Below are 22,884 nucleotides of genomic sequence, written 5' to 3' on the forward strand. Positions count from 1 at the left end.
ATATACTACTCCGCCCACCCCGCTTCAATCACTATCCGCGCGTCGTCCCACTCGGGCACTGCTTCGGCCTTCATCGGAACCATGAACTTCTTGCCGTCGGGCTTACGCACTTCGATCACGTCGCCCGCGCCAAAGTTGTCCACCGCGATGCATTCGCCCAGCGCCTCGCCGTCGGTTGAAACCACCGGCAGCCCGATCAGATCGGCGTAATAGTACTCACCCTCGGCCAAAGGCGGCAGCGATGCCCTTGGCACGGTTAGCGTCGTGCCGCGCAGCTTTTCTGCCGCCGTTCTGTCCACCACTTCGGCAAAGCGGGCAATCGCGCCGCCTTTGCCATCATCGCGCAGCGACACCACGGTCAGCGTTGAATCGCAAAAGGCGCGGTAGCGCTTCAACGCGCCCGCGCCTTCTCCGAACAGTTTCAAGCGCACCTCGCCGGTCACGCCGTGCGCGCCGGTGACAGCGGCCAGCGTGACAGACAGGTCGCGCAAGATCAGGCTTCCGTCTGCTCTTCAGCAGCGGCTTCAGCGGCAGGAGCCTCTTCAGCAGCAGCTTCTTCAACCACGGGAGCGGCTGCAGCAGCGGCAGCAGCTTCAGCGGCTTCAGCAGCCTTCTGGGCCTTTTCTTCGGCGCGGTCCTGGGCCTTCTTGCCGGGGACGCCAGCGTTCGGGTTCAGCGTAACCTTGCGCTCCTTGATGCCTGCCTTGTCGAGCATGCGGGCAACGCGGTCGGTCGGCTGTGCGCCAACGCCCAGCCAGTAACGCACGCGGTCTTCGACCAGACGCACGCGGTTTTCGTCATCCTTGGCGAGCAGCGGGTTGTAGGTGCCGACCTGCTCCAGATACTTGCCATCGCGTGGTGCGCGGCTGTTGGAAACGACAACCTTGTAATACGGGCGCTTCTTCGAACCACCACGCGAAAGACGGAGAGAAACCGACATCTGAACTACCTTTCAATCAAACCGAAAAATCAAAACTGGAAACTGCAAACTCATTTCTTCTTGAGCAGGTCGCCAAGGTTGCCAGGCAAACCGCCCGAACCCAGCCCGGGCAAACCGCCCATGCCGCCCATTCCGCCGCCCATGCCACCAAGACCGCCCGGCCCCATCTGCTGATCCAGCCCCGGCATGGCAGCGCCAAGGCCACCCTTGCCGAACAGCGCGCCAAGGCCCTTCAACCCGCCCATCTTCTTGATCTGCTTCATGGCCTTGGCCATTTCCTGATGCATTTTCAGAAGCTTGTTCACGTCCTGCACTTGCGTGCCGGAACCCTTGGCCACGCGGATCTTGCGCTTGGCGTTCAGCAGTTCGGGCTTTTCGCGCTCCTTGGGCGTCATGGAACCGATGATCGCGTCCATGTGCAGCAAAACCTTGTCGTCCATGCCAGACTGCGCCATCGCCGCCTTGGCCTTCTTCATGCCCGGCATCATGCCTGCCAGCGCGCCAAGACCGCCCATGTTCTGCATCTGCCGCAATTGCGTGCGCAGGTCGTTCATGTCGAACTGACCCTTCGACATGCGCGCCGCAAGCCGTTCAGCGTCCTGCGCATCAATCGTCGCCGCCGCCTTCTCGACGATGGAGACAATGTCGCCCATGCCAAGGATGCGGCCCGCCACCCGTTCCGGATGGAACGGCTCAATCGCGTCGAGCTTTTCACCGGTGCCTGCAAACTTGATCGGCTTGCCGGTAACCGCGCGCATCGAAAGCGCCGCACCGCCGCGCGCATCGCCGTCCATGCGGGTCAGCACCACGCCGGTCAGGTTGACCTCGCCCGAGAATGACTGCGCCACGTTGACCGCGTCCTGCCCGGTCAGCGAATCGACGACGAGCAGCGTTTCCTTCGGCACCGAGACGGCGGAAACCGCCTTCATCTCGTCCATCAGTGCCGCGTCGACATGCAGGCGGCCTGCGGTGTCGAGCATCAGCACATCGACTGCCTGCAGCTTGGCCGCATTCACCGCGCGCGTGGCGATGTCCACCGGCAGTTGGCCTGCAATGATCGGCAGCGTGGCAACGCCCGCCTGCTCGCCCAGCACTTTCAGCTGTTCCTGTGCTGCCGGACGATTGACGTCCAGCGAGGCCATCAGCACCTTCTTGCCGTGCTTCTCTTTCAGCAGCTTGGCAATCTTGGCGGTGCTGGTGGTCTTGCCCGAACCCTGCAGGCCGACCATCATGATCACCACCGGCGGCGCGGCGTTCAGATCCAGTTCGGCAGTACCGCCACCCAGCATTTCAACCAGCGCATCGTTGACAATCTTGACAACTTGCTGGCCGGGCGTGACCGATTTCAGGACCGACTGACCAACAGCCTGCTCCGAAACGGATTCAATAAATCGACGGACGACCGGGAGCGCAACATCGGCTTCGAGCAGCGCGATACGCACTTCGCGCATTGCGGCCAGAACGTCTTCCTCGCGCAGCGCGCCGCGGCCACGCAGGCGGTCAAACACGCCTCCAAGCCGGTCTGAAAGACTATCGAACACGCCGAATTCCCATCACCATGCCCTTGAAATGACGCCATTTTCGCATAACGCGAAAAACGCCGGTGGGCGAAACCTCGCCGACCAGCGTGTGGCATCCTGAACAGGGGCCGTTGTAAAACCGAGAAAGGCTAAGCCCTTCGTCGCGAGGCCCTTAGCCGTTGTCGTGCGCCAAGGCAAGCGGCTTGGGCCATACCCCCACCGGAACCACGGCCAACCGGGCCTGCAAAGCCAATCTTAACCAAAACTTCAGGACGTTCACCTAGTTTAAGGGTCGACGGGTAAAGCCTTTTGGCAGGGATTGTCCTTGCTGATGGCAAGTAGTGGAAGCAGGGGTCATGGCAACAGCGCCAATTCACAATGGGCCAACGCGGGTCGGGATAGACGGCAGTCCAGCAGATGGAACCGCTGACAAGCCGGTCCATGACTACGTTGGTCTTGGCATCATCGTGGCCGCCGTGCTGCTGTTCGTCGCCAATGGTTCGACAGTACTCACCGATTTCATCCGCTCGGTCCTGACGGGCACTCGGCCGCATGAACCGATGCTCAGCGTTGCGCTGATCCTGAACATCGCGCTGCTGCTGTTCGGCTGGCGCCGCTACGTCGATCTCACACGCGAGGTCGGCCAGCGTCGCGAAGCCGAGGAAACCGCCCATCGCCTCGCCCATACCGATCCACTCACCGGCTGCCTCAACCGGCGCAGCATCAGCCCTGTGCTGGACGAAATGATCGAGACCGCGCGCGCCACCGGCCACGAAGTGGTTGTGGTGATGATGGATCTCGACAATTTCAAGCGCTCCAACGATGCGCATGGCCACAAGGCCGGAGACGAAGTGCTCCGCCAATCCGCGCGCCGCGTTGGCGATATTCTGCCGGAACGTTCGGTTATGGCGCGTCTGGGCGGCGATGAATTCGCTTTTGCTGCAATTTACGACCCTGACCATGTCGAAGCGATCGATCGCTTGATGGCCCGCATCAGCATTGCCATCAACCGTCCGATCGAAGTCGAAGGCGTGGTGCTGGATATCACCGCCTCCTTCGGCCTCGCCACTTCGGCGGACCGAGCCAACTGCCAGCCCGGCGAGGCTGCGGCCAAGCTTATGCACCGCGCCGATCTTGCCATGTATCAGGCCAAGAAGTCTGGCCGGAACCGCTATTGCTGGTTCGAACAGAGCATGGAAAACGAACTGCGCTTCCGCAGCGAACTGGAGCGCGGCATCCGCGACGGCATTCCGCGCGGCGAATTTGTGCCGTTCTATGAAAAGCAGATCAATCTCGATACCGGCGAACTCACCGGCTTTGAAATGCTGGCCCGCTGGAAAAGCCCGAAGCACGGTCTGCTTTCGCCCGAAATCTTCATCGCCATTGCTGAAGAAATCGGCCTGATCTCTGAACTGTCGGAAAGCCTGATCCGGCAGGCGCTAAAGGACGCCCGTGACTGGGATCCACGCCTGACGCTGTCGGTCAACATCTCGCCGATGCAGTTGCGCGATCCTTGGTTTGCGCAAAAGCTGCTCAAGCTGCTGGTAGAGGCCAATTTCCCGCCGCATCGGCTCGACATTGAAATCACCGAGACCTGCCTGCATGAAAACATCGGGGTGGTTCGCACGCTGATCACCAGCCTGAAAAATCAGGGCATCCGCATCAGCCTCGATGATTTCGGCACCGGCTATTCCAGCCTTGCGCAGTTGCGCACCCTGCCGTTCGACCAGATCAAGATTGACCGCTTCTTCGTCTCGAACCTGGGCAAGAACAAGGACAGCGATACCATTGTCGAAGCGATCTCGTCGCTCGGCAAGGGGCTGAACCTGCCGATTACCGCAGAAGGCATCGAGAGCATCGAAGTGCTTGCAGAATTGCGCAAATATGGCTCGTTCAAGGGCCAAGGCTTTCTTTACGGCCAGCCTTCAGACGCAGATTCCGTCCGCACATTGCTGGCAGAAGGCAACCTGCTGCCGATGGGGCCTGTCGAAGCACCGGATGCGCCCGCCGCTGATCCTGAACCCCCGCGCGCCGCCACGGCCTGATTTCAGCCCGTTCCCGGCCAGCGTTGAGTTTTCCGGCACGCATTGCCTTGAGGCGCGGCAATCCCTAAGTCGCGCCTCATGCGCATTCCCTTTCGCAAGATGCACGGCCTCGGCAATGATTTCGTGGTGATCGACGCCCGCGAGATGCCCGTCGCCATGTCCGCGCTACGCGCTGCGGCTTTGGCTGACCGGCGGACAGGCATTGGCTGCGACCAGTTGATTTTGCTGGAAACTTCCGACGCTGCCGATGTGAAGATGCGCATTTTCAACCATGACGGCAGCGAGGTTGAAGCTTGCGGCAATGCCAGCCGCGCTGTCGGCCTGCTGCTGGGTGGCACGCAAAGCATTGAAACGCTTGGCGGAATGATCCGCTCCGAAGCGCGCGCTGAGGGCGTCTCGGTCGATATGGGCGCACCCCGGCTGGGCTGGGACGAAATCCCGGTGGCCTATGCGATGGACACGCTGGAAATGCCCGTTGGGTGGGAGGATCTGGAGAACCCGGTCGGCGTCAACGTCGGCAATCCGCACGTGATTTTCTTCGTGCCCGATGCCGATGCGGTGGACCTTGAACGGCTCGGCCCGCTGATCGAGTGCGATCCGCTTTTTCCGCAGAAAATCAACGTCAACGTCGCCAGTGTGGTCGGCACCGATCACCTGAAGCTGCGCGTGTGGGAGCGCGGCGTGGGCCTGACACGCGCCTGCGGCACCGGCGCGTGCGCCACCGCCGTCGCCGCGATCCGTCGCAAGCTGACGGGGCGCAAGGTGCGCGTGGACTTGCCCGGAGGCCCACTGACGATCACATGGCCGGAAAATGCAGGCGCGGGCGGCAACATCGATATGACAGGCCCGGCCGCGCTCAGCTTCGAAGGCACGTTCGAGGATGCCGACTTTCCGGCATGAGCGCTCAAGTCGTCTCGCTCGGCTGCCGCCTGAACATCGCCGAAAGCGAGGCGATCCGGGGCTTTCTGGCCGATGGCCCGCCCACCGTGGTGGTCAATACCTGCGCGGTGACAGCCGAGGCCGTGCGCCAGTCGCGCCGCGCGGTGCGCAAGCTGCGGCGGGAGCATCCCGATGCGCGGCTGGTCGTGACGGGGTGCGCTGCGACGATTGAGGCTGAGGCTTTCGCTGCGATGCCCGAAGTCGATGCTGTGGTTTCCAACACGATCAAGCTTCTTGAACAAAGCTGGCTCCCCCGCGAAGGCGGGGGCCTCGGGCAGCACGGAGCAACACTCCTGAGACCCCCGCCTTCGCGGGGGAGCAGTGAGGGTGTTTTGGAGCATCGGCGTGTTGGATTGCACACCCGCGCATTCGTTCCGGTGCAGAACGGGTGCGATCATGCCTGTACGTTCTGCATCATCCCACAGGGGCGCGGAAAAAGCGTTTCATTGCCGATAGTTGATGTGCTTTCAGCGGTCGAAAGCGCGATATTCCTGAACAGCACCAAGATGCACCTAGACGCACCTAAAGCGCATCAGGGCGTCAATGAAGTGGTCTTGACCGGGGTTGATGTGACTTCATGGGGCGCTGACCTGCCGGGTGCCCCAAAGCTCGGCGATCTGGTCGCTGCGATCCTCGAAGCGTTCCCCACCCTCCCCCGGATTCGCCTCTCCTCGCTTGATGGGGTGGAGATCGATCCGCTCCTTTTCGACCTCATCACCACCGAACCGCGCATGATGCCGCACATCCACCTCTCGCTGCAGTCCGGTAGCGACATGGTGCTGAAAAGGATGAAGCGGCGACACTCGCGCGCGCAGGCAATAGACCTTGTGCAGCGGATGAAGGCGCGGCGGCCCGAACTTGCCATCGGCGCAGACCTGATCGCCGGGTTTCCAACCGAAACCGCTGAAATGCATGAAGAAAACGTGTCGATCGTGCGCGAATGCGGGATCGTTCACGGCCACATTTTCCCCTACTCCCCCCGCCCCGGCACTCCGGCAGCGCGGATGCCGCAAGTCGATCCGGTTTTGGTCCGTGAGCGGGCTGCCGAAGTCCGCGCTGCTGTGGCAGAAGAACGCGCCCGCTGGCTCGGCTCGCTGATCGGCAAACCCGCGCAAATCCTTGCCGAGCGCGACGGAACCGGCCATGCGGGCCACTTTGCGAGCTATCGCGTGCCGCAAGGCGTGGCTGCGGGCAGCCTCGTGACGGTAACGCCGACCAAGATTGTTGAAGGAATACTGGAATGAGTCCGGAAACCGCCAGTTCAAGCTGGTCCGACCGTCTGCTGGGAGGTTTTCGCAAGACTTCTGAACGGCTTGCGGAAAATCTCGGTGGCATCGTCGGCGCATCGCGGCTGACCGAGGCGCAGCTTGACGATCTTGAGGACGCGCTGATCCTCTCCGACCTCGGCCCCCGCGCCGCCGCGCGTATCCGCGAGAAGCTGAAGGCGGCGAAATTCGAGAACGGCGTGGACGAGCAGGGCTTGAAGGAAGCCGTGGCCGAGGAAATCGCCGCGATCCTGCGCCCGGTGGCCAAGCCGCTGGAAATCGTGGCTTTTCCGCGCCCGCAAGTGATCCTTGTGATCGGCGTGAACGGTTCGGGCAAAACCACCACCATCGCCAAGCTGGCGCACCTGTTCCAGGAGCAGGACTATGGCGTGATGCTGGCCGCCGGTGATACCTTCCGCGCCGCCGCCATCGGCCAGCTGAAGGTCTGGGCCGAGCGGTTGGGCGTTCCCATCGTGACCGGGCCTGAAGGCGGAGACCCGGCGGCGATCGTGTTCGACGCCGTGAAATCGGCCACCGACACCGGGATCGACACGCTGATCGTCGACACGGCGGGCCGGTTGCAGAACAAGCGCGAGTTGATGGACGAACTGGCCAAAGTGCGCCGCGTTCTGGGCCGCCTGAACCCCGAAGCGCCGCACGACGTGGTGCTGGTGCTGGATGCCACCAACGGGCAGAACGCCTTGCAACAGATCGAGATTTTCAAGGAAGTGGCAGGCGTGACCGGCCTGATCATGACGAAGCTGGACGGTACCGCGCGCGGGGGCGTGCTGGTTGCGGCGGCGGAGCAATATGGCCTGCCGATCCACGCGATTGGCGTAGGCGAAAAGATCGATGATCTGCGGCCCTTCGACCCCGACCTGCTGGCCAAGGTCATCGCGGGAGTTTACCGATGAGCGCCGCTGACAAGAAGCCCAAGTCATCGTGGGTCAACCTGCTGGTCGATTACGGCCCGCTGTTGGTGTTCTTCCTCGCCTACCGCTATTTCAAACCATCTGGCGGCGATGCTGGCCTTGCCGAAGTGGTGGCGGTGACCAAGGGCACGGCGGTGTTCATGGTGGCGACGGTGGCGGCGCTGATTATATCAAAGCTTCGGCTGGGCAAGATTTCGCCGATGCTGTGGCTGTCCACCGTGCTGATCCTCGGCTTCGGCACGCTGACCGTGCTGCTGGGCGATCCGTTCTGGATTCAGGTAAAGCCGACCGCAATCTACCTGTTGTTTGCAGGCGTGCTGTTTGCCGGACTTGCGAAGGGCAAGCCCATGCTGCGCTATCTGCTGGAAGCTGCGTTTGAGGGGCTGAGCAACGAAGGATGGCTCAAGCTGTCACGCAACTGGGCGTTCTTCTTCCTGTTCCTTGCCGGATTGAACGAGGTTTTGCGCTACTTCTTCAACACCCCCAACGGCAATTTCGAGATTTGGTTACAGGCCAAGCTGTGGGGCGTGACCACGCTGTCGTTCCTGTTCACCTTCACGCAGATTCCCATGCTGTTGAAGCACGGGCTGGCGGTTGAGGCCGAAACCGACGTTGAGAAGAACCCGCCGCACGATTGAGCAGGGGTGCTCCACCCCATTTTCATGTGACTTTTGCGCCACGCTGCCTAATATGCGCGGCAACCGCAGGGGGGCATGGTCGTGCCCCTGCCAACATGACGGTTGCAAATAGGGGGAAATCTCATGGCCAAGTTCTTTGGCAATCTTCATCTCGTACTGGTTGTCGGCCTTGTTGCCGCCATCGCTGTGATGTTCGCCTATGGCGATTCCGCGCCCGTCGATGCCAACTCTGTGCTGCGCTGGCTGCACATCTTCTTCGGCATCGTGTGGATCGGCCTGCTCTATTACCTGAACTTCGTGCAGGTGCCGACCATGCCGAAGATCCCGGCCGAACAGAAGGGCGCGATCACCGGGCACATCGCTCCCAAGGTGTTCTTCTTCTTCCGTTATGGCGCGCTGCTGACCGTGCTGACCGGTCTCGGCATCGCAGTCGTCTCGGGCTATGCCCATCAGGCGATGACCTTTACCGGTGAAGGCAACGTCAACCTGATCGGCCTTGGCATGTGGCTGGCGCTGATCATGGCCTTCAACGTGTGGTTCATCATCTGGCCCGCACAGAAGAAGGTGCTTGGCATCGTGGAAGCGACGGCTGAGGAAAAGGCTGCTGCTGCGCCCCGCGCGCTTTACGCCAGCCGCACCAACACCCTGCTTTCGCTGCCGATGCTTTATGCAATGGTGAGCGCAAACCTCGGCTGATACGTTTCAGCTTGGTGGTTGAAAATCGAGCGCGGCATCTGCGGATGTCGCGCTCTTTTTTTGCTTCGTGCCTATTGGCAATAAGACAGGCCGCTGAAACTGCCGGGATATTTTTGCACGCCCGGGCGTTGCGCTCTTAACCCGCGTTGCGGGCGAGACACCTTAGGGGAGTAATTCATCACATGCGCAAGTTTACCCTGATCGCCGCCGCAGCGGCCAGTGCCCTGGCTCTTTCGGCCTGTTCGGAACAGACCCAGGATGCTGCAGAAACCACCGCTGAATCAGCAGGTAACGACGTTGCGAACGCCGCCGACAAGGCTGCGGCTGCAACCGACGAACTGGGCGACAAGGCTGCCAAGGCCGTGGATGATGCCGCTGCTGCAACCGACGAACTGGGTGCCAAGGCTGCTGCCGACGCGAAGCAGGAAGCGGCAGAAGCCGAAGCCAGCCTGCACAACGAATCCGTGGCCGAAGCCAAGAAAGACTAAGTCAAACGCTCACCCCGTCATTGCGGACGCTGTCCGGGATGACGGGGCATTACTGTGATCAGCACGACCTGGATCAACTTGTGAAAAACGCGGCCAGCTTTTCAATCAGGTGGGCCGAAACATAGGGTTTGCCAAGGATCGGGCGATCATCAAACGGCGCTTCGACCGAGCCATAACCGGTAGCGATGACGAACGGCACATTGCGTTGTGCCAAAGCGGCGGCGGCAGCAAGGCTGGGTTCGCCCGCAAGGTTCCAGTCGAGCACCGCAGCATCAATGCCCCCTGCGGCAATTGCCTCCAGTGCATCGTTCAGACGGCCGACTGGCCCCAGCGGCACGGCGCCTGCATCTTCCAGCGTATCGCAAAGCATGGCCGCGACGATGAATTCGTCCTCAACAACGAGGATGCGCTTACCTGCTATCATCTATCCCATCCCCGCCACGGAAGTGGCACCCGGAACCGAGATGCGGCAATGCAGCCCGGTTGGCGCATAATCAAGCTGCACCGATCCACCCAATTGCCGCGGAACTGCCTCGGACACAAGCCGCGATCCAAAGCCGTGGCGTGTGGGTGTGGCCACGATCGGGCCCCCGCTCTCCTGCCAATCGATAGTGACGGTGCCCGTGGAATCGCCTGGGGCGGGTTGATAGTCCCATCGGATCAGGACTTTGCCCGACATCGTGGAAAGCGCGCCGTACTTCATCGCGTTTGTGGCAAGTTCATGGAAAACCATGACCAGCGACACAGTGGCACTGGCAGGCACGGAAACGTCTGGTCCACCAATATCCAGCCGCATGTCATCCGGCCCGCAAATCAACAGGCCCTGACGGACGATCTCGGCCAATGTTGCCCCGGTCCAATTGGTGCGGCTGAGCGCATCGTGCGCGCCCGATAGCGCGGCAAGGCGGTTATTGAACGTGGCAACAGGCTGGGCGGGCAGGCCAGTCCCACGAAAAGTCTGTTGCGCCATAGCCTGAACCACCATCAGCGTGTTCTTCACACGATGGTTAAGTTCGCCAACCAGCAGTTCGAGCTGTTCTTCAAGCTGCTTGCGTTCGGTTATGTCGATGCCGGTAGACTGCGCCTCGTGCCACCGCCCGGCATCGTCAAATGCCAGTGCGTGATTGCGCCAGAGTACCCAGCGTGTGCCTTGCGCCGTTTCAAAGCGGTTTTCGATGGTCAGTTCGGGCGATGCCGGGGTCAGCTGATCCAGCATCTGGCTGACGTATGCGTGATCGTCCTCGGTCACGTAAGCCCAGAGGTTTCTTCCCGTCAGATCATCGGACGCATGGCCGAGCGTAGCGGCATAGGCGCGGTTGACGAACAAAATGGTGCCTTCCGCTGTGAAGCGGCACACCATTTCCAGCTGAGCATCAAGTATTTCGCGCAAGAGCGCCTTGTCGGGCATTGCGGGCCGCCCCCATTCGCCAGTCGGATTAGCAGATTATCGCAATTCTGCGCCAATCCAAGCCCTGCCCTGCAAAGAGCGATAAGCCGAAATGGACCGATTTGCGGGTTCAGATCTTGAGCTGGCTACCAAGTTCCACCACGCGATTGGTGGGCAGACGGAAGAATTCCATCGCACTGGCTGCGTTGCGCAGCATCCACGCGAACAGCTTTTCACGCCACAGCGCCATGCCCGGCTTGTCCGATGCGATCAGCGTCTGGCGTGAGAGGAAGAAACTGGTCTTCATCATGTTGAACGGCTCGCCGCACATGCTGACTTTCTTGAGCGCGGCGGGGACGTCAGTTTCCTCAAGAAAGCCGAAGCGCATGGTCAGGCGGTAGAAGCCGTTGGAGTAGTCCTTGACCGAGAAGCGCTCACCTTCATCCACATAGGGGACGTCCTCGATCGACACGGTGAGGATCACCACCCGTTCGTGCAGCACCTTGTTGTGCTTGATGTTGTGCAGCAGCGCCGAGGGCACGCCAGCGGCGGTGGAGGCCATGAAGATGGCGGTGCCCGACACGCGGGCGGCGCTGGAATGGGCGGACTTGGTGAACACTTCCAGCGGGATGGTGCCTTCGGCCATGTTGGCCCGCATCAGCGCGCGGCCCCGCGACCATGTGGTAAGCAGCGTGAAGATCGCCACGCCCATCACCAGCGGCACCCAGCCGCCATCAGGGATCTTGGTGAGGTTGGCACCCAGATAGGCCCCGTCAATTGCGAAGAACAGCGCGAGCATGGCAATCGCCGCCGTCTTCTTCCAGTTCCACAGCTTGAACAGCACGACTGCGAGCAGGAAGTTGTCAATCAGCATCGCCCCGGTCACCGCGATACCATAGGCGGCGGTGAGGTTTGACGAGCGCTGGAACACCAGCACCAGCAGGATCACCGCGATCATCAGCGCCCAGTTGATCACCGGAATGTAGATCTGGCCCGCAGCGGTCGATGTGTGCTTGATCGTCATGCGCGGGATGAAGCCGAGCTGGATGGCCTGCTGCGTGACCGAGAAAGCACCCGAGATCACCGCCTGCGAGGCAATGACGGCGGCGGCCGAAGCGATGAACAGCAGCGGCCACTGGAACCATTCCGGCGCAAGGAAATAGAACGGGCTTTCCAGCGCTGCGGGGTTGCGGATCAGCAGCGAGGCCTGGCCCAGATAATTGAGCACCAGCGCAGGCAGCACGAAGACCAGCCAGGATACGCGGATCGGGCGGCGACCGAAGTGGCCCATATCGGCATAGAGTGCCTCTGCCCCGGTCACCGCCAGCACCGCAGCGCCCATTGCCAGAAACCCACGGAACGGATCGCTGATGAACATGCTGACCGCATAATGCGGGCTGAGCGCCGCGATAACCTGCGGATACTGCGCAATACTCAGCGCGCCGAGGACCGAGATCGTGGCGAAATAGAGCAGCATGATCGGGCCGAAGAACGTTGCGACCTTTTCCGTCCCACGGCTCTGGATAAAGAACAGGCCGATCAGGATGGTGACGACCAGCGGCACGATCATGCCCTGCATTGAGGGGCGATAGACCGCGACACCTTCAATCGCGCCCATGACCGAGACGGCCGGCGTGATCATGGAATCGCCATAGAACAGCGCGGTGGCGAACACGCCGAGCAGGATGATGCCCTTGCCCCAGCGTTTGCCATCGGTGTGCTGGTTGATCAGCGCCAGCAATGCGAGGCTGCCGCCCTCACCCTTGTTGTCGGCCCGCATGATGACTGTGACGTATTTGAACGTCACAATGATCATCATGGACCAGAACATCAGGCTGATGATGCCGAAGATGTGCATGAGATCGAGCGGGAGCGGGTGATGACCCGCGAATGTATCGCGCAGGGCGTAAAGCGGGCTGGTGCCGATGTCACCGAAGACGACGCCAATGGCGCCCACCGCAAGTTTCAGCAGCGGCCCTTGTGATTGGCCATGCCCGCCGGAAGCAGGCGCGGCTATGCCGGGTGTTTCCGCAGTGGTTTCGGCATTACTCATGGCGACCGTGCCCCCGGCTTTTCAGCCCTGTTCCATTCCCCCGAAACGGCGGAGCGGCGCGGCGCTGTAGCACCGCCCCCTGCCCCCTGCAATGGGGCCGAACGCGCCTTGGGACAAGCTGAAAGGCGCGGGCATTCAGCCCTTTTCGGAGCGAAATTCCAGGCGCTTATTCAGCGGCTTGGACCGAGGCTTCGGGTGTGGGTGGCTGAGCTTCGACTGGAGCGCCTGCGGTTTCGGCTCCACCATTCATCGCCAACATCGAATCGATACGCTGAATCCGTGCAGCAAGGTCGGCGCGCCAAGGGGCATCGGCGGGAGAGCGTTCGAGCAGTTCGGACCAGACCGCGCGGGCATCGGGCAAACGTCCCGACTGGGCGAGCGCGAGACCCATGAAGAATGGCGGGCCGGGGTGCGCGGGATCGATGCTGGCCGCCTTCTGGAAGGCGAACTGCGCGGCAGGCGTGATCATGCCGTCGGAGTGCCCGACCAGCGCATTGCCCAGCGATACCCACAGGTCCGCGTCCTGCGGAAACTGCTGCGTGCCCTTGCGCAGCACTTCGGCAGCTGCGCCGAACTGGCCCTGCCGGGCAAGCCCATCGGCAAGGATCATCCAACTCGCGCCCTTGGCAAAACCGTTGCCCATCTGCTGGCGCTGCTTGATCAGCGCTTCGTCAGCGGCGCGCTTGTTTTCAATCGGAGCCTTGGGGGCACCGGGCATGCTGGGCATGCCTTGCAGTGCATATCCCGCGATGCCGACGAGCAGCGCCGCGCCGGCCAACTCCCAGCCTGCGCGGGGCATCCTGAGCGCGAAGGCCATCACGCCAAAGGCTGCGGCGGCGATCAGGAGGACGATAACCCACGTCATTCGCCAGCCACCTTGTTGTCTGTTTCCTTCTTGCCTGCACTGCGGAAGCGCCCGCGCAACAGGAACACGGCGAGGAGCAGAATCACCAGCGGCGCTGCGAAGAGCGGCCACATGATCGGCTTGTTCTGCGGCGCGTAGCTGACGTAATCGCCATAGCGCTCAACCAGCCATGTGCGGATTGCCTCGGGCTCCTCACCTGCGGCGATGCGCGTGCGGACCTGATGGCGCATGTCACCCGCCATCGGCGCGTCGCTGTCGGCGATGGATTGGCTCTGACACTTGAGGCAGCGCAGGGTTTCCATCAGGCCCTGAGCCTTGGCTTCGAGCGCTGGATCATCGAGTTGCTTGTAGGCCAGCGGCGCAGGCGGCATCTGGTCTTGCGCTGCGAGCGGGGTGGCGAGGAGGAGCGTGAGGATGGCGATAATCAGGCGCTTCACGATTGCGCCTCCTTCAACTTTTCGAGGATCATGGGCACGTCCTCGGGGCGGATTTCGCCGATGTGTTGGTGGCGGATCACGCCTTTGCCATCAATCACGAACGTTTCGGGCACACCCGACGAGCCGATGCCAAGCTGGACTTCGGACAGATCGTCCTTGCCGATGCGGGTGAACGGGTTGCCATAAGTGGCGAGGAAGCGGTTGAGGTCTTCACTGCGATCACGGATGGCGACGCCGTCGATGTCCACCCCTTGCTGGCGGAGCGCTTCAAGCTGTGGCGCTTCGACCGCGCAGGGCACGCACCAACTGGCGAAAACATTGAGCAAGCGGGGTTTGCCAGCCTTCATTTCGGCAGTGGAGAGGCCGGGGCGGTCTTCGGTGGCGGCGGGCAGGTTGAACTGGGGCAGCGGCTTGCCGATGAACGCGCTGGCAACGTCGCGGTCTGCCGGGCGGTAGAGGCCCCAGATGACGAGTGCGAAGAACGCACCGAACACGGCGAGGGGGAGCCAGATCGCCAAGCCAGAGCGTTTGGGAGCTTCCCCGGTCATTTCAGCATATCCTGCTGCGTCTTGCGGAAGGCGATCTTGTCATTCACGCGAACGCGCTTCACATCCTGCGCAACACGGCCAATGAGCGCGAGCAGACCGCCGAAAGCGACCAGCAGACCGCCAAGCCAGAGCAGCGGCACGAAAGGCTTCCACCAGAAGCGCATCTGCCAGCGGCCATCATCACCTTCATTGCCCAGCACCGCGTAAAGCTGGCCGTTCCAGCGAGTGTGCAGTGCGGATTCGGTGCGCTCTCCGGGCGGCGAGGTGAAGGTGCGCGCCTGCGGGTGGAGCGTGACCGGGGTTCCACCCTTGTATGAGGCGGTCACGGTGGCTTCGATGGCGGTCCAGTTCGGTCCGGCGACGGGCTCGATCTTTTCAAGCTTGAGCGCGATCGGGCCGACGCTTTGCGTGTCACCCACGTTCATCGCGGCAAGGCGTTCGGTTGAGAACGCACTCTCGCTGGCCGCGCCCAGCAGCGCGACGCCGAGGCCGCAATGCGCCACGACCATGCCCCACACGGCAAACGGAGTGCGGCGCAAGTTGCGACCCTTGAGCGGAAGCCAGCTTCCCACCGCCAGCCCTGCGCCGACAGCGATGCCGAGCATCGGCAGAATGCGGATCGATGGGAACATCAACACGACGGCCAGCAGGACAAGCGCGACGACCAGCGCCGGAATGGCCACCGTGGCGGTGATGCGCGAAGGCTTGTCCTTGCGCCAGCGCAGGAGCGGGCCAACGCCCATCATCAGCATCATCGGGATCGCGAAGATGGCCGAAACCGGGTTGAAGTAGGGCGGGCCGACGGAAACTTTGGCACCGAAAGCCTCGGTCATCAGCGGATAGAGTGTGCCGAGCAGCACGATACCAAGGATGCCGCACAGCATCACGTTGTTGAACACGAGGCTGGCTTCGCGGCTGAACAGACTGAAGCGCTCACCCTCGGTCACGGTCGATGCCCGGATGCCGAACAGCGCGAGCGCACCGCCGATGTAGATGGCCAGCAGGGCAAGAATGAACGAACCGCGCTCTGGATCAACCGCAAACGCGTGGACCGAGGTGAGGATGCCCGAGCGCACGAGGAACGTGCCCACCATCGACATCGAAAACGCAATCACGCCGAGCATCACCGTCCACGCGCGCAAGGCGTTGCGGCTGGCGAGGACCGAGCACGAATGAAGCAGCGCAGTGGCGGCGAGCCACGGCATCAGCGACGCGTTTTCAACCGGATCCCAGAACCACCAGCCACCCCAGCCGAGCGTGTAATAGGCCCAATACGATCCGGCGGTGATGCCGACCGTGAGGAAAATCCATGCACCCAGCACCCACGGCCGCATGGCGCGGGCAAAAGCCGGGCCGACATCACGTGTGATGAGCGCGCCAATGGCAAAGCTGAACGCGACCGAGAGGCCAACATAGCCGACGTAGAGCGTCGGTGGGTGGAAGGCGAGACCAATGTCCTGCAGCAGCGGGTTGAGGCCTTGCCCTTCGGGCGCAGGTTCGGGCAGGCGCTCGAACGGGTTCGAGGACAGCAGCAAGAAAGCGTAAAAACCAAGGCTGACGAAAGCCTGCCCCGCCAGCGTGGCGATCAGTGTGTCTTCGCGCAGGCGCTTTTCCACCAGCGCGACCACACCGCCCGAGACGGCCATAATCGTGATCCACAGCAGCATCGAGCCTTCATGGTTGCCCCATGTACCCGCCAGCTTGAAGATGAACGGCTTCATCGAATGGCTGTTGGCCGCGACAAGCTTTACCGACAGGTCGGTTTCAAGGAACAGGTCGATCAGCGCAAGGAACGAGATCGCGACGAGCACGCCCTGCATCACCGCAAGCGGGCGCACGACCCCAGCCAACGCCTTGCCGCCGGGGCGCAGTGCAGAGAAACCGGCGAACAACTGCAGCACGGCAAGGGCTGCTGCCATCCACAGCACGGCGAGGCCGATTTCGGCGATCATTGCGTTTCAGCCACCACTTGCTTGGCCTGTTCCGGGGTCATGTCGCCCATCTGGCGCGGGACGTAGTTCTCATCGTGCTTGGCAAGGAGGTTGTCAGCCACGAATGTCTGGCCTTCCATGCGGCCTTCGGCAACCACGCCGGAGGCTTCGACGAAGAGATCAGGGGTGATGCCGGTGTAGCGCACGGGAACGCGCGCTTTGCCATCGCCGACGATGAAATCGATGGTGATGCCGTCACTGCGCGTCTTGAGTGAACCCTTTTCAACCATGCCGCCAAGACGGATGGCGCGGCCCTGTTCAGGCGGGGCCTTCACCAGATCGGCGGGCACGTAGAAATAGCTGGCCTGATTGGACAGGGCATAGGCAGCAAGCAGACCGGCACCGACCAGCGCGACCAACGCCACAATGATGAGGACGAGGCGCTGGTGTTTGGGCTTGATACCGCCGGACGGGTTACTGCTCACTTGCCTCTGACCTTATCCCGGCGACGTTCGGCGCGGATCATGGCTACCAAGGACCAGCCGACCAGCAGCAGCGTGCCGATAACCCCGATCGACAGGGCGGCCACGACGTAATCCCATTGCTCAAGACCTTCGCGCATACGCTTGTTACGCCATCGCTTTCCGGCGCAGACGCGCCTCGGCCTGAATATCGGCCAGAAGGGTGCGCATCCGCGCGATTACAACGCCGCCGAAGATCAGGCTGAAGCCAATCGCGGCAATCAGCAGCGGCCACAGGAACGTGCCATCAATGGCGGATTTGCCTGCGGTGATCGAAGGCGGCTGGTGCAGGCTGTTCCACCACACGACCGAGCGGTTGATGATCGGGATGTTGATAGCGCCGACGAGGCCGAAGATTGCAGTGATGCGGTTGCCCCCGCCTCCGCCCGCCATATCACGCTGCGCCGCGCCGGACAGCGCGATATAGCCGAAATAGAGGAACAGCAGCACGAGGAAACTCGTCAACCGCCCATCCCACACCCACCAGGTGCCCCACGTGGGCCGCGCCCAGATGGAGCCGGTGGCAAGGCAGATGGCGGTGAAAGTTGCGCCAGGAACGGCTGCGGCGCGGCCTGCGATGGCAGCCAGCGGGTGCCGCCAGACCAATTCGACAATGCTGGCAATAGCGATGGTGGACCATCCAGCCATGCCCAGCCATGCGGCGGGCACATGGATGAACATGATCCGCACCGTTTCACCCATCAGCCGGTCAGGCGGGACGACAAGTATGCCATAGAGCAGCGCGCCCATCGACAGCAGCAGGCCGGAAACCAGCAGAAGCGGCATCATCCAGCGGGCAAGGCGCAGGAAACGGGCGGGATTGGCAAAACCGTGCATGGGCGCGGAGCAGTCTGATCCTTCTCCCGGAAGCGCTCGCAACCGGTCTTGCCTCGCTCTGCCACGCGGGCCGCGCAGCCGCAAGCGCAATGGCGGCAATCCACACCAAAAGGCTATGCCTTGGTGCGCACCCCGAAAGGGGGAAATGCAGGAGCTTTGGGAGGAAAATGGGGCGACCGAGGGGGTTCGAACCCCCGACCTCCGGTACCACAAACCGGCGCTCTAACCAACTGAGCTACGGTCGCCACATTGATCGCACAGAACACGCTGCGCGGGGTGGCCCCTTTGCAGAAAGGCGCAGGAAAGGGAAGCGGAAATTTGCCATATGCGGCAATTCAGCGGCTGAACCTGTCGCCCCATGTGCGGAAAGCAACGCGCGGTGGGTTGAGGCCAACGTCGATCAGCGCCTGTTCTTCAAGCACTGCCGAATCGACGGTGACGGTCTGCGTCAGCAGGAACCAGCGGCTGCGGACCTGCAACTGGCCTGCAGGAATGCCCGCCCCTTCGCCACCGCCGAAGCTGCGCAAGGCATCCTCCGCCGTGGCCCAGCCGAGCGGGGAGCGGCTGGCAATCAGCGCGCGCGCGCGGTCCACCGGGATGGCGGTGGGCGCAATCATGGCGAGCAGCGGGGCCTGATCCGCGCGCAAAGTGTTGATGTTGAGCGGCGAGAGCTGGGCAGCGGGCAGCGCGCAAAGCCACGGGCGCAAGCGTTCGTAGAACTGCGGCGTCATGCCACGAACCGCGCGAATCTCACTGACATCGCCGATCAGACGTCCGGCGGTGCGATAAGGCACGGGGCGGCCTTGGTAGGAATCGTCCTCGGCCCCGTTGGGCGCGGGCGCGCTGTCGGTGTCGATCCAGTCGGCAATCGAATCGCTGATGATCGCAGCCTCGGCTTCGGGGATGGCAAGGCTGCGCATCAAGGCGCGTAGTTGGTTCAGCCCAACGAGGCGCAGGCGGTTGTTGGCTTGGGCATCAGCCTCGACCAAGGAATTGAGATTGAAGCAGTTTCCGGCGTCATCCACCCTCGCCATCACGGTGCCGCGCGGCAGGGGCAGCGGAAATTCGCGGCCAAGCAGGCCGGTGCGATCCACCGTGCGTTCCTGCGATTGATCGACCATCGCCTTGATCCGCGCCATCGCCAGCGTTTCGGCGCTGGTGGCATAGAGGCGGGCCTGCGTCATCGCCTGCCCGTTTCCGGCAAGGCGCGTGGCAAGGTTCAGGCGATCAAGCATTACCGCCGCGATCACCGCCATGACTGCGACTAGCAGCAGGACCGAGAGCAACGCCGCACCACGCTCCCTTGGGTCGTGCGGGTTCACTGGTAATTGACCCCGACCAGCGAGACGATGCGCAGCGGGGGCACGCCGCGTTGCGGAATCAGCAGTTCAACCGCGATGGGCAATTCAGTGGTGAGTTGCGGCTCCCACCGGTCACGCCAGTTGCCATCCCTGGTGCGGAAGCGGACAGTGGCGGGGGCGGTGAGCGGCAGGACTTCACTGGGTGAGTCCGCCGCCGCGCCATCGGGGAACGGGTAACCTGCGCGGACCAGCGCGGTTGCGGTGATGCGGTATTCAACCTTTTGCAGGCCGGGGCGCGCGGCACCGTCGAGATTGTCCCAACCGCTGCGGGTGAAGCGAATGACCATGCCGTCCGTGTTCGCCTCGAAAGCAGGGCGCGGGGTGCCGGATTGGTCACGCGACGGGCGTGGAACGGCTTGGGCCAGATCGGCGGTCCAGACCGAGAGGAAGCGGCGCTGGGCAGCGATGCTGTCCGTCTTGGCGCGGCTGGCGAGCTCGGCATCGACCGAGAACCGCAGCAGGCCAAGCGCGCCGACCGCAATGACGGCGAAGAGCGCGAGCGCAACGAGCATCTCGACCAGAGTGAAACCGTTGGGGGTAGGCTCCTCATTCATGCGCCGGGGAGCCGCGTGAAATCGAGCGTGAACGACTGGCTTTGCGCGCCGGGGCTGGTTTCGCGGACTGAGAGGGTGATCGAAAGGACGCCGTAATCGGGCTGCATGGCCACGGTACGGGTCCATTGGAAGCGGCGACCGGCGTTCTCTATAGTACCGCTGGCACTGCCCACCGATGGCGGCGCGGGGTCGGTGAGGATTTCGGCGGCCATGTTCTGCGCCACGATCTCGCGCAGCAGGCGCTGGTCAAGATCGGCGGTGCGGGAAATGCTGGCGCCTTCCATCTGCAGCAGTGCCAGCGCGGCGATGGCAAAAACAGCCAGCGCGACGAGCAGTTCAAGCAGAGAGAAACCGTTGCGTTCAACCTGCATCGAGCGTGACCTTGCCGTCGCGACGCAAGTGGACGACGAGTGTTTTGCCATCGCGCGTCAGGCGGACAGCGGCTTCACTGCTGGCCAAGCCAAGCGAATCGAACACAAGGCGCTGGCGGCCTGCATTGGCCGTCGTGCCATCAGCCCAGCCGGTGAGGTCAAAGCCCCGGCCCGGCAGCGGTTGCCACTGGCCCTGCATGCGCCGCTCGAAATAGTAGCCGCGATCGCTGACCACCAATGCCACGGGGCGCGCGCCGATGATCGCCTCGTCGCGCGCGGCGAGCGTGCGGGCGGCGAAGCGTTCGGCCTCGTCGCGCAGCTTGCGCTCATCGCCGGGGATGGTGAGCACCGCCACCGTGGCGAGCAGGCCCATGACCATCAGCACGACAAGCATCTCGACCAGCGAGAAGCCGTTGCGTGGAGGGATGTGGGCGTTTTGGCGGGGCATCTCGGATCGCATGCGGCAGGAACGTGACGGTTTTACGACCAACAAGCCAGCAGGTTCAAGTTGCAGCGCGAAGCGGGGCTGCGATAGGCTGCGCGCGATGACACTTCCCGCCAACGAATCGTCTGCCGAACGCCTGATGTCGCTGCCCGGCATGATGCGCATGCCCTCGCCCCGGCTGGAAATGTTCGTGCTCCGCGATTTCCTGTCCGAGGCGGAATGCGCGGCGCTGGTGGCGCGGATCGAGCGGGAGCGGCGGCCCTCGACGCTCGCCGATGCCGATGGGGATCACTATTTCCGCACCAGCGAGACGTGCGACCTGCACATGGACGCGCCGGAGGTTGCCGCGCTGGACGCAAAGCTTTCGGCACTATCGGGAATCGACCGGCAGTTTGGCGAGCCGATTCAAGGGCAGCGCTACGACGTGGGGCAGGAGTTCAAGGCACACACCGACTTTTTCGATCCGGGCGGTGTGGATTTCGAGAAGTTCTGCAGCGTGGCGGGGCAACGCACATGGACCTTCATGGTCTACCTCAACGATGTGGAAGCGGGCGGCGCGACGCGGTTCAAGGTAATCGACAAGATCATCCAGGCCGAGCGCGGCAAACTGGTGTGCTGGAACAACCGTCGGCCCGACGGCAGCGGCAACCCGTGCACGCTTCATCACGCGATGAAGGTGCGCAAGGGGCTGAAGTACGTGATTACGAAGTGGTACCGGGAGAAGGTGTGGGGCTGATCAGAGTTCAGCGTCAGCATCCAGCACTGCGCGTATAACGGGCAGGCAGCGGAACAGAGCATCAGAATCGGTGGAGCCAAGCAGCTCGGTGAAGCGGGTTTCGTGTCGTTCGATCCGCGCCACTGCATCATCCGCCGTCTTGCGGCCTTCATCGGTCAGGCTTAGCGCGTGGCTGCGGCCATCGAGGCGGCGGCGGTCCACCAGTCCGCGCTCCATCAGGCGCGAAATAATCGGCACCATGTTGGCGCGCTTGATCGCCAGCGCCTGCCCCACTTCGGTCTGCGAGCAATCAGGGTTCTCTGCGATGACCAATAGCGTCGTAACTTCAGCGGGGCGCAGATCAAGGTCTGCGAGTTCGCGGGAGAGATCGGCCATCATGACCGCCGATGCCCGGCGAAGCTGATAGCCGAGGCGGCTTTCGAGGGAATTGGTCAACGTCATGACACGTTCTTTAAGACAGCTATCGCCGATAGCAATGCCCGAAGCCCTGCGTTCCACGCAAAGAAAAGGGCGACCGAAGCCGCCCTTCCCTGAATTTCCAGCGTTGGCTGTGTCTTAGCGCTTGAGCGAAAGACCGCCGAAACGCTTGTTGAACTGGGCAACGCGGCCGCCCTGATCGAGCTGGCGGGTGCCGCCGGTCCATGCCGGGTGCGAAGTCGGGTCGATTTCGAGCGCCAGCGTGTCGCCTTCCTTGCCCCAGGTGGAGCGAGTCTCGAAAACGGTGCCGTCGGTCATCTGCACCTTGATCATGTGGTAGTCGGGGTGAATGCCAGTCTTCATGCGTCTAACTCCGGTGCGCAGCCGGTTCCGACCGGCCGCAAGAATCTGTAAGGGCGCGCGCCTAACCGAAAGTGGCGCTATTGTCCAGCGTCAGTGATCGGATCAGGCGTCGGCAATCATCGCGGTGAAGCTGACTTCGCAGGTCACCTTGTCGCCAATCATGGCCTTGCCGGCAAACTTGCACACGCGCGAACGCTTCTGCGTGAATTCGACGTGGAGATCGAGCAGAACGCCGGGTTCCACAGGGTTGCGGAACTTGGCCTCTTCAATCGCCATGAAATAGACGAGCTTGCCCGAGCCTGCGAGGCCAAGGGATTCCACCGCGAGAACGCCAGCAGCCTGCGCCAGCGCCTCAATCTGGAGGACGCCGGGCATGATCGGGCGGCCGGGGAAATGGCCTTGGAAGAACTGCTCGTTCATCGACACGGCTTTCACCGCGTGGATGCGTTCATTCAGCGTGATCGATTCTACACGGTCGACGAGCAACAAGGGATAGCGGTGCGGAAGCGCCGCCATCACTTTGCGCACGTCGTAGTCGGTGATCACGGCGGGAGCCGTCTCTTCGGTCATTTCCCCAGAACCCTGTATTGGAACC

General features: G+C 62.6%; 28 protein-coding genes and 1 tRNA gene. 8 read left to right on the forward strand and 21 right to left on the reverse strand.

Annotated features, from left to right (window positions below):
• Positions 1-5: 5 nt before the first annotated feature.
• From rimM to ffh, 3 genes are read right to left on the reverse strand one after another with little or no spacing between them, the layout of a single operon-like run.
• A complete protein-coding gene (gene rimM, locus Q8R81_RS11705; protein ID WP_305618019.1) occupies positions 6-491 on the reverse strand; it encodes a ribosome maturation factor RimM in 486 nt (161 codons plus the stop codon).
• 2 nt (positions 492-493) lie between these two features.
• Positions 494-940, reverse strand: a complete 447-nt coding sequence (gene rpsP / locus Q8R81_RS11710; RefSeq protein WP_305618021.1) for a 30S ribosomal protein S16 — start codon at positions 938-940, stop codon at positions 494-496.
• 50 nt (positions 941-990) lie between these two features.
• A complete protein-coding gene (gene ffh, locus Q8R81_RS11715) occupies positions 991-2,481 on the reverse strand; it encodes a signal recognition particle protein (RefSeq protein ID WP_305618023.1) in 1,491 nt (496 codons plus the stop codon).
• A 335-nt stretch (positions 2,482-2,816) separates the two neighbouring features.
• On the opposite strand from ffh, the gene Q8R81_RS11720 reads away from it, so the two are divergent.
• The 7 genes from Q8R81_RS11720 (at position 2,817) to Q8R81_RS11750 (ending at position 9,463) form a co-directional block, all read left to right on the forward strand.
• Positions 2,817-4,505, forward strand: a complete 1,689-nt coding sequence (locus tag Q8R81_RS11720; RefSeq protein WP_305618025.1) for a bifunctional diguanylate cyclase/phosphodiesterase — start codon at positions 2,817-2,819, stop codon at positions 4,503-4,505.
• A gap of 78 nt (positions 4,506-4,583) precedes the next feature.
• A complete protein-coding gene (gene dapF, locus Q8R81_RS11725) occupies positions 4,584-5,405 on the forward strand; it encodes a diaminopimelate epimerase (RefSeq protein WP_305618026.1) in 822 nt (273 codons plus the stop codon).
• Complete coding sequence (locus Q8R81_RS11730) at positions 5,402-6,688, forward strand: MiaB/RimO family radical SAM methylthiotransferase (RefSeq protein ID WP_305618027.1); 1,287 nt, start codon at positions 5,402-5,404, stop codon at positions 6,686-6,688. The genes dapF and Q8R81_RS11730 overlap by 4 nt, the downstream gene beginning before the upstream one ends.
• On the forward strand, positions 6,685-7,623 hold the full coding sequence (gene ftsY / locus Q8R81_RS11735) for a signal recognition particle-docking protein FtsY (RefSeq protein ID WP_305618028.1): 939 nt from the start codon (positions 6,685-6,687) through the stop codon (positions 7,621-7,623). Before Q8R81_RS11730 ends, ftsY begins: the two co-directional genes overlap by 4 nt.
• Positions 7,620-8,279: an inner membrane-spanning protein YciB gene (locus Q8R81_RS11740; protein WP_305618030.1), complete on the forward strand. Its 660-nt coding sequence runs from the start codon at positions 7,620-7,622 to the stop codon at positions 8,277-8,279. The genes ftsY and Q8R81_RS11740 overlap by 4 nt, the downstream gene beginning before the upstream one ends.
• 123 nt (positions 8,280-8,402) lie before the next feature.
• Positions 8,403-8,975 (forward strand): urate hydroxylase PuuD, encoded by a 573-nt coding sequence (locus tag Q8R81_RS11745; RefSeq protein WP_305618031.1) that lies wholly within the window; start codon positions 8,403-8,405, stop codon positions 8,973-8,975.
• A gap of 182 nt (positions 8,976-9,157) precedes the next feature.
• Entirely contained in the window at positions 9,158-9,463 is a 306-nt protein-coding gene (locus tag Q8R81_RS11750; protein ID WP_305618032.1) for a hypothetical protein, read from the forward strand.
• Between the two features lie 73 nt (positions 9,464-9,536).
• Here Q8R81_RS11750 and Q8R81_RS11755 read toward each other — a convergent pair whose 3' ends face one another.
• The 15 genes from Q8R81_RS11755 to Q8R81_RS11825 form a co-directional block, all read right to left on the reverse strand.
• The gene (locus Q8R81_RS11755; protein WP_305618034.1) at positions 9,537-9,887 is read right to left on the reverse strand and encodes a response regulator; all 351 of its coding nucleotides are present in this window, start codon (positions 9,885-9,887) and stop codon (positions 9,537-9,539) included.
• On the reverse strand, positions 9,888-10,871 hold the full coding sequence (locus tag Q8R81_RS11760) for a sensor histidine kinase (protein WP_305618036.1): 984 nt from the start codon (positions 10,869-10,871) through the stop codon (positions 9,888-9,890).
• Positions 10,872-10,980: 109 nt separating this feature from the next.
• Complete coding sequence (locus Q8R81_RS11765) at positions 10,981-12,903, reverse strand: potassium transporter Kup (protein ID WP_305618038.1); 1,923 nt, start codon at positions 12,901-12,903, stop codon at positions 10,981-10,983.
• Positions 12,904-13,069: 166 nt separating this feature from the next.
• A complete protein-coding gene (locus Q8R81_RS11770) occupies positions 13,070-13,768 on the reverse strand; it encodes a tetratricopeptide repeat protein (RefSeq protein ID WP_305618039.1) in 699 nt (232 codons plus the stop codon).
• Entirely contained in the window at positions 13,765-14,139 is a 375-nt protein-coding gene (locus tag Q8R81_RS11775; protein WP_305618078.1) for a cytochrome c-type biogenesis protein, read from the reverse strand. The genes Q8R81_RS11770 and Q8R81_RS11775 overlap by 4 nt, the downstream gene beginning before the upstream one ends.
• 62 nt (positions 14,140-14,201) lie before the next feature.
• Positions 14,202-14,753 carry a DsbE family thiol:disulfide interchange protein gene (locus Q8R81_RS11780; RefSeq protein ID WP_305618041.1) on the reverse strand — a complete coding sequence of 184 codons (552 nt, stop codon included), beginning with the start codon at positions 14,751-14,753 and terminating at the stop codon, positions 14,202-14,204.
• Positions 14,750-16,705 (reverse strand): heme lyase CcmF/NrfE family subunit, encoded by a 1,956-nt coding sequence (locus Q8R81_RS11785; RefSeq protein ID WP_305618043.1) that lies wholly within the window; start codon positions 16,703-16,705, stop codon positions 14,750-14,752. The genes Q8R81_RS11780 and Q8R81_RS11785 overlap by 4 nt, the downstream gene beginning before the upstream one ends.
• Positions 16,702-17,169, reverse strand: coding sequence for a cytochrome c maturation protein CcmE (gene ccmE, locus Q8R81_RS11790; RefSeq protein WP_305618044.1), 468 nt, complete (start codon positions 17,167-17,169; stop codon positions 16,702-16,704). Before ccmE ends, Q8R81_RS11785 begins: the two co-directional genes overlap by 4 nt.
• Positions 17,166-17,306 carry a hypothetical protein gene (locus Q8R81_RS11795; RefSeq protein WP_305618046.1) on the reverse strand — a complete coding sequence of 47 codons (141 nt, stop codon included), beginning with the start codon at positions 17,304-17,306 and terminating at the stop codon, positions 17,166-17,168. The genes ccmE and Q8R81_RS11795 overlap by 4 nt, the downstream gene beginning before the upstream one ends.
• A 7-nt stretch (positions 17,307-17,313) precedes the next feature.
• On the reverse strand, positions 17,314-18,042 hold the full coding sequence (gene ccmC, locus Q8R81_RS11800) for a heme ABC transporter permease CcmC (RefSeq protein WP_305618048.1): 729 nt from the start codon (positions 18,040-18,042) through the stop codon (positions 17,314-17,316).
• A 168-nt stretch (positions 18,043-18,210) separates the two neighbouring features.
• Positions 18,211-18,287 (reverse strand) — tRNA-His (locus Q8R81_RS11805).
• A 90-nt stretch (positions 18,288-18,377) separates the two neighbouring features.
• Complete coding sequence (gene gspK, locus Q8R81_RS11810; RefSeq protein WP_305618049.1) at positions 18,378-19,364, reverse strand: type II secretion system minor pseudopilin GspK; 987 nt, start codon at positions 19,362-19,364, stop codon at positions 18,378-18,380.
• Entirely contained in the window at positions 19,361-19,957 is a 597-nt protein-coding gene (gspJ, locus tag Q8R81_RS11815) for a type II secretion system minor pseudopilin GspJ (RefSeq protein WP_305618051.1), read from the reverse strand. The genes gspK and gspJ overlap by 4 nt, the downstream gene beginning before the upstream one ends.
• A complete protein-coding gene (gene gspI / locus Q8R81_RS11820; protein WP_305618053.1) occupies positions 19,954-20,328 on the reverse strand; it encodes a type II secretion system minor pseudopilin GspI in 375 nt (124 codons plus the stop codon). The genes gspJ and gspI overlap by 4 nt, the downstream gene beginning before the upstream one ends.
• A complete protein-coding gene (locus Q8R81_RS11825; RefSeq protein WP_305618055.1) occupies positions 20,318-20,776 on the reverse strand; it encodes a GspH/FimT family pseudopilin in 459 nt (152 codons plus the stop codon). The genes gspI and Q8R81_RS11825 overlap by 11 nt, the downstream gene beginning before the upstream one ends.
• A gap of 97 nt (positions 20,777-20,873) precedes the next feature.
• On the opposite strand from Q8R81_RS11825, the gene Q8R81_RS11830 reads away from it, so the two are divergent.
• The gene (locus Q8R81_RS11830) at positions 20,874-21,509 is read left to right on the forward strand and encodes a 2OG-Fe(II) oxygenase (protein ID WP_305618057.1); all 636 of its coding nucleotides are present in this window, start codon (positions 20,874-20,876) and stop codon (positions 21,507-21,509) included.
• On the opposite strand, the gene Q8R81_RS11835 is transcribed toward Q8R81_RS11830, so the two are convergent.
• The 3 genes from Q8R81_RS11835 to fabZ all read right to left on the reverse strand — a co-directional run bounded on the left by Q8R81_RS11835 (position 21,510) and on the right by fabZ (position 22,859).
• A complete protein-coding gene (locus Q8R81_RS11835; protein WP_305618059.1) occupies positions 21,510-21,950 on the reverse strand; it encodes a MarR family winged helix-turn-helix transcriptional regulator in 441 nt (146 codons plus the stop codon). It abuts the gene before it with no gap.
• Between the two features lie 114 nt (positions 21,951-22,064).
• Positions 22,065-22,289, reverse strand: a complete 225-nt coding sequence (rpmE, locus tag Q8R81_RS11840) for a 50S ribosomal protein L31 (RefSeq protein WP_039337458.1) — start codon at positions 22,287-22,289, stop codon at positions 22,065-22,067.
• A 102-nt stretch (positions 22,290-22,391) separates the two neighbouring features.
• On the reverse strand, positions 22,392-22,859 hold the full coding sequence (fabZ, locus tag Q8R81_RS11845) for a 3-hydroxyacyl-ACP dehydratase FabZ (protein WP_305618065.1): 468 nt from the start codon (positions 22,857-22,859) through the stop codon (positions 22,392-22,394).
• Positions 22,860-22,884: the final 25 nt, after the last annotated feature.

The sequence above is a fragment of the Novosphingobium sp. genome (assembly GCF_030696665.1).
Lineage (GTDB): Bacteria > Pseudomonadota > Alphaproteobacteria > Sphingomonadales > Sphingomonadaceae > Novosphingobium.

Bases quoted from the DNA above. Each gene is read 5' to 3' on its own strand.
- rpsP (WP_305618021.1), bottom strand. From the start codon at position 940: ATGTCGGTTTCTCTCCGTCTTTCGCGTGGTGGTTCGAAGAAGCGCCCG.
- Q8R81_RS11720 (WP_305618025.1), top strand. From the start codon at position 2,817: ATGGCAACAGCGCCAATTCACAATGGGCCAACGCGGGTCGGGATAGAC.
- dapF (WP_305618026.1), top strand. From the start codon at position 4,584: ATGCGCATTCCCTTTCGCAAGATGCACGGCCTCGGCAATGATTTCGTG.
- Q8R81_RS11730 (WP_305618027.1), top strand. From the start codon at position 5,402: ATGAGCGCTCAAGTCGTCTCGCTCGGCTGCCGCCTGAACATCGCCGAA.
- ftsY (WP_305618028.1), top strand. From the start codon at position 6,685: ATGAGTCCGGAAACCGCCAGTTCAAGCTGGTCCGACCGTCTGCTGGGA.
- Q8R81_RS11740 (WP_305618030.1), top strand. From the start codon at position 7,620: ATGAGCGCCGCTGACAAGAAGCCCAAGTCATCGTGGGTCAACCTGCTG.
- Q8R81_RS11745 (WP_305618031.1), top strand. From the start codon at position 8,403: ATGGCCAAGTTCTTTGGCAATCTTCATCTCGTACTGGTTGTCGGCCTT.
- Q8R81_RS11750 (WP_305618032.1), top strand. From the start codon at position 9,158: ATGCGCAAGTTTACCCTGATCGCCGCCGCAGCGGCCAGTGCCCTGGCT.
- Q8R81_RS11755 (WP_305618034.1), bottom strand. From the start codon at position 9,887: ATGATAGCAGGTAAGCGCATCCTCGTTGTTGAGGACGAATTCATCGTC.
- Q8R81_RS11760 (WP_305618036.1), bottom strand. From the start codon at position 10,871: ATGCCCGACAAGGCGCTCTTGCGCGAAATACTTGATGCTCAGCTGGAA.
- Q8R81_RS11765 (WP_305618038.1), bottom strand. From the start codon at position 12,903: ATGAGTAATGCCGAAACCACTGCGGAAACACCCGGCATAGCCGCGCCT.
- Q8R81_RS11770 (WP_305618039.1), bottom strand. From the start codon at position 13,768: ATGACGTGGGTTATCGTCCTCCTGATCGCCGCCGCAGCCTTTGGCGTG.
- Q8R81_RS11775 (WP_305618078.1), bottom strand. From the start codon at position 14,139: ATGCCGCCTGCGCCGCTGGCCTACAAGCAACTCGATGATCCAGCGCTC.
- Q8R81_RS11780 (WP_305618041.1), bottom strand. From the start codon at position 14,753: ATGACCGGGGAAGCTCCCAAACGCTCTGGCTTGGCGATCTGGCTCCCC.
- Q8R81_RS11785 (WP_305618043.1), bottom strand. From the start codon at position 16,705: ATGATCGCCGAAATCGGCCTCGCCGTGCTGTGGATGGCAGCAGCCCTT.
- Q8R81_RS11795 (WP_305618046.1), bottom strand. From the start codon at position 17,306: ATGCGCGAAGGTCTTGAGCAATGGGATTACGTCGTGGCCGCCCTGTCG.
- ccmC (WP_305618048.1), bottom strand. From the start codon at position 18,042: ATGCACGGTTTTGCCAATCCCGCCCGTTTCCTGCGCCTTGCCCGCTGG.
- gspJ (WP_305618051.1), bottom strand. From the start codon at position 19,957: ATGAATGAGGAGCCTACCCCCAACGGTTTCACTCTGGTCGAGATGCTC.
- gspI (WP_305618053.1), bottom strand. From the start codon at position 20,328: ATGCAGGTTGAACGCAACGGTTTCTCTCTGCTTGAACTGCTCGTCGCG.
- Q8R81_RS11825 (WP_305618055.1), bottom strand. From the start codon at position 20,776: ATGCCCCGCCAAAACGCCCACATCCCTCCACGCAACGGCTTCTCGCTG.
- Q8R81_RS11830 (WP_305618057.1), top strand. From the start codon at position 20,874: ATGACACTTCCCGCCAACGAATCGTCTGCCGAACGCCTGATGTCGCTG.
- Q8R81_RS11835 (WP_305618059.1), bottom strand. From the start codon at position 21,950: ATGACGTTGACCAATTCCCTCGAAAGCCGCCTCGGCTATCAGCTTCGC.
- rpmE (WP_039337458.1), bottom strand. From the start codon at position 22,289: ATGAAGACTGGCATTCACCCCGACTACCACATGATCAAGGTGCAGATG.
- fabZ (WP_305618065.1), bottom strand. From the start codon at position 22,859: ATGACCGAAGAGACGGCTCCCGCCGTGATCACCGACTACGACGTGCGC.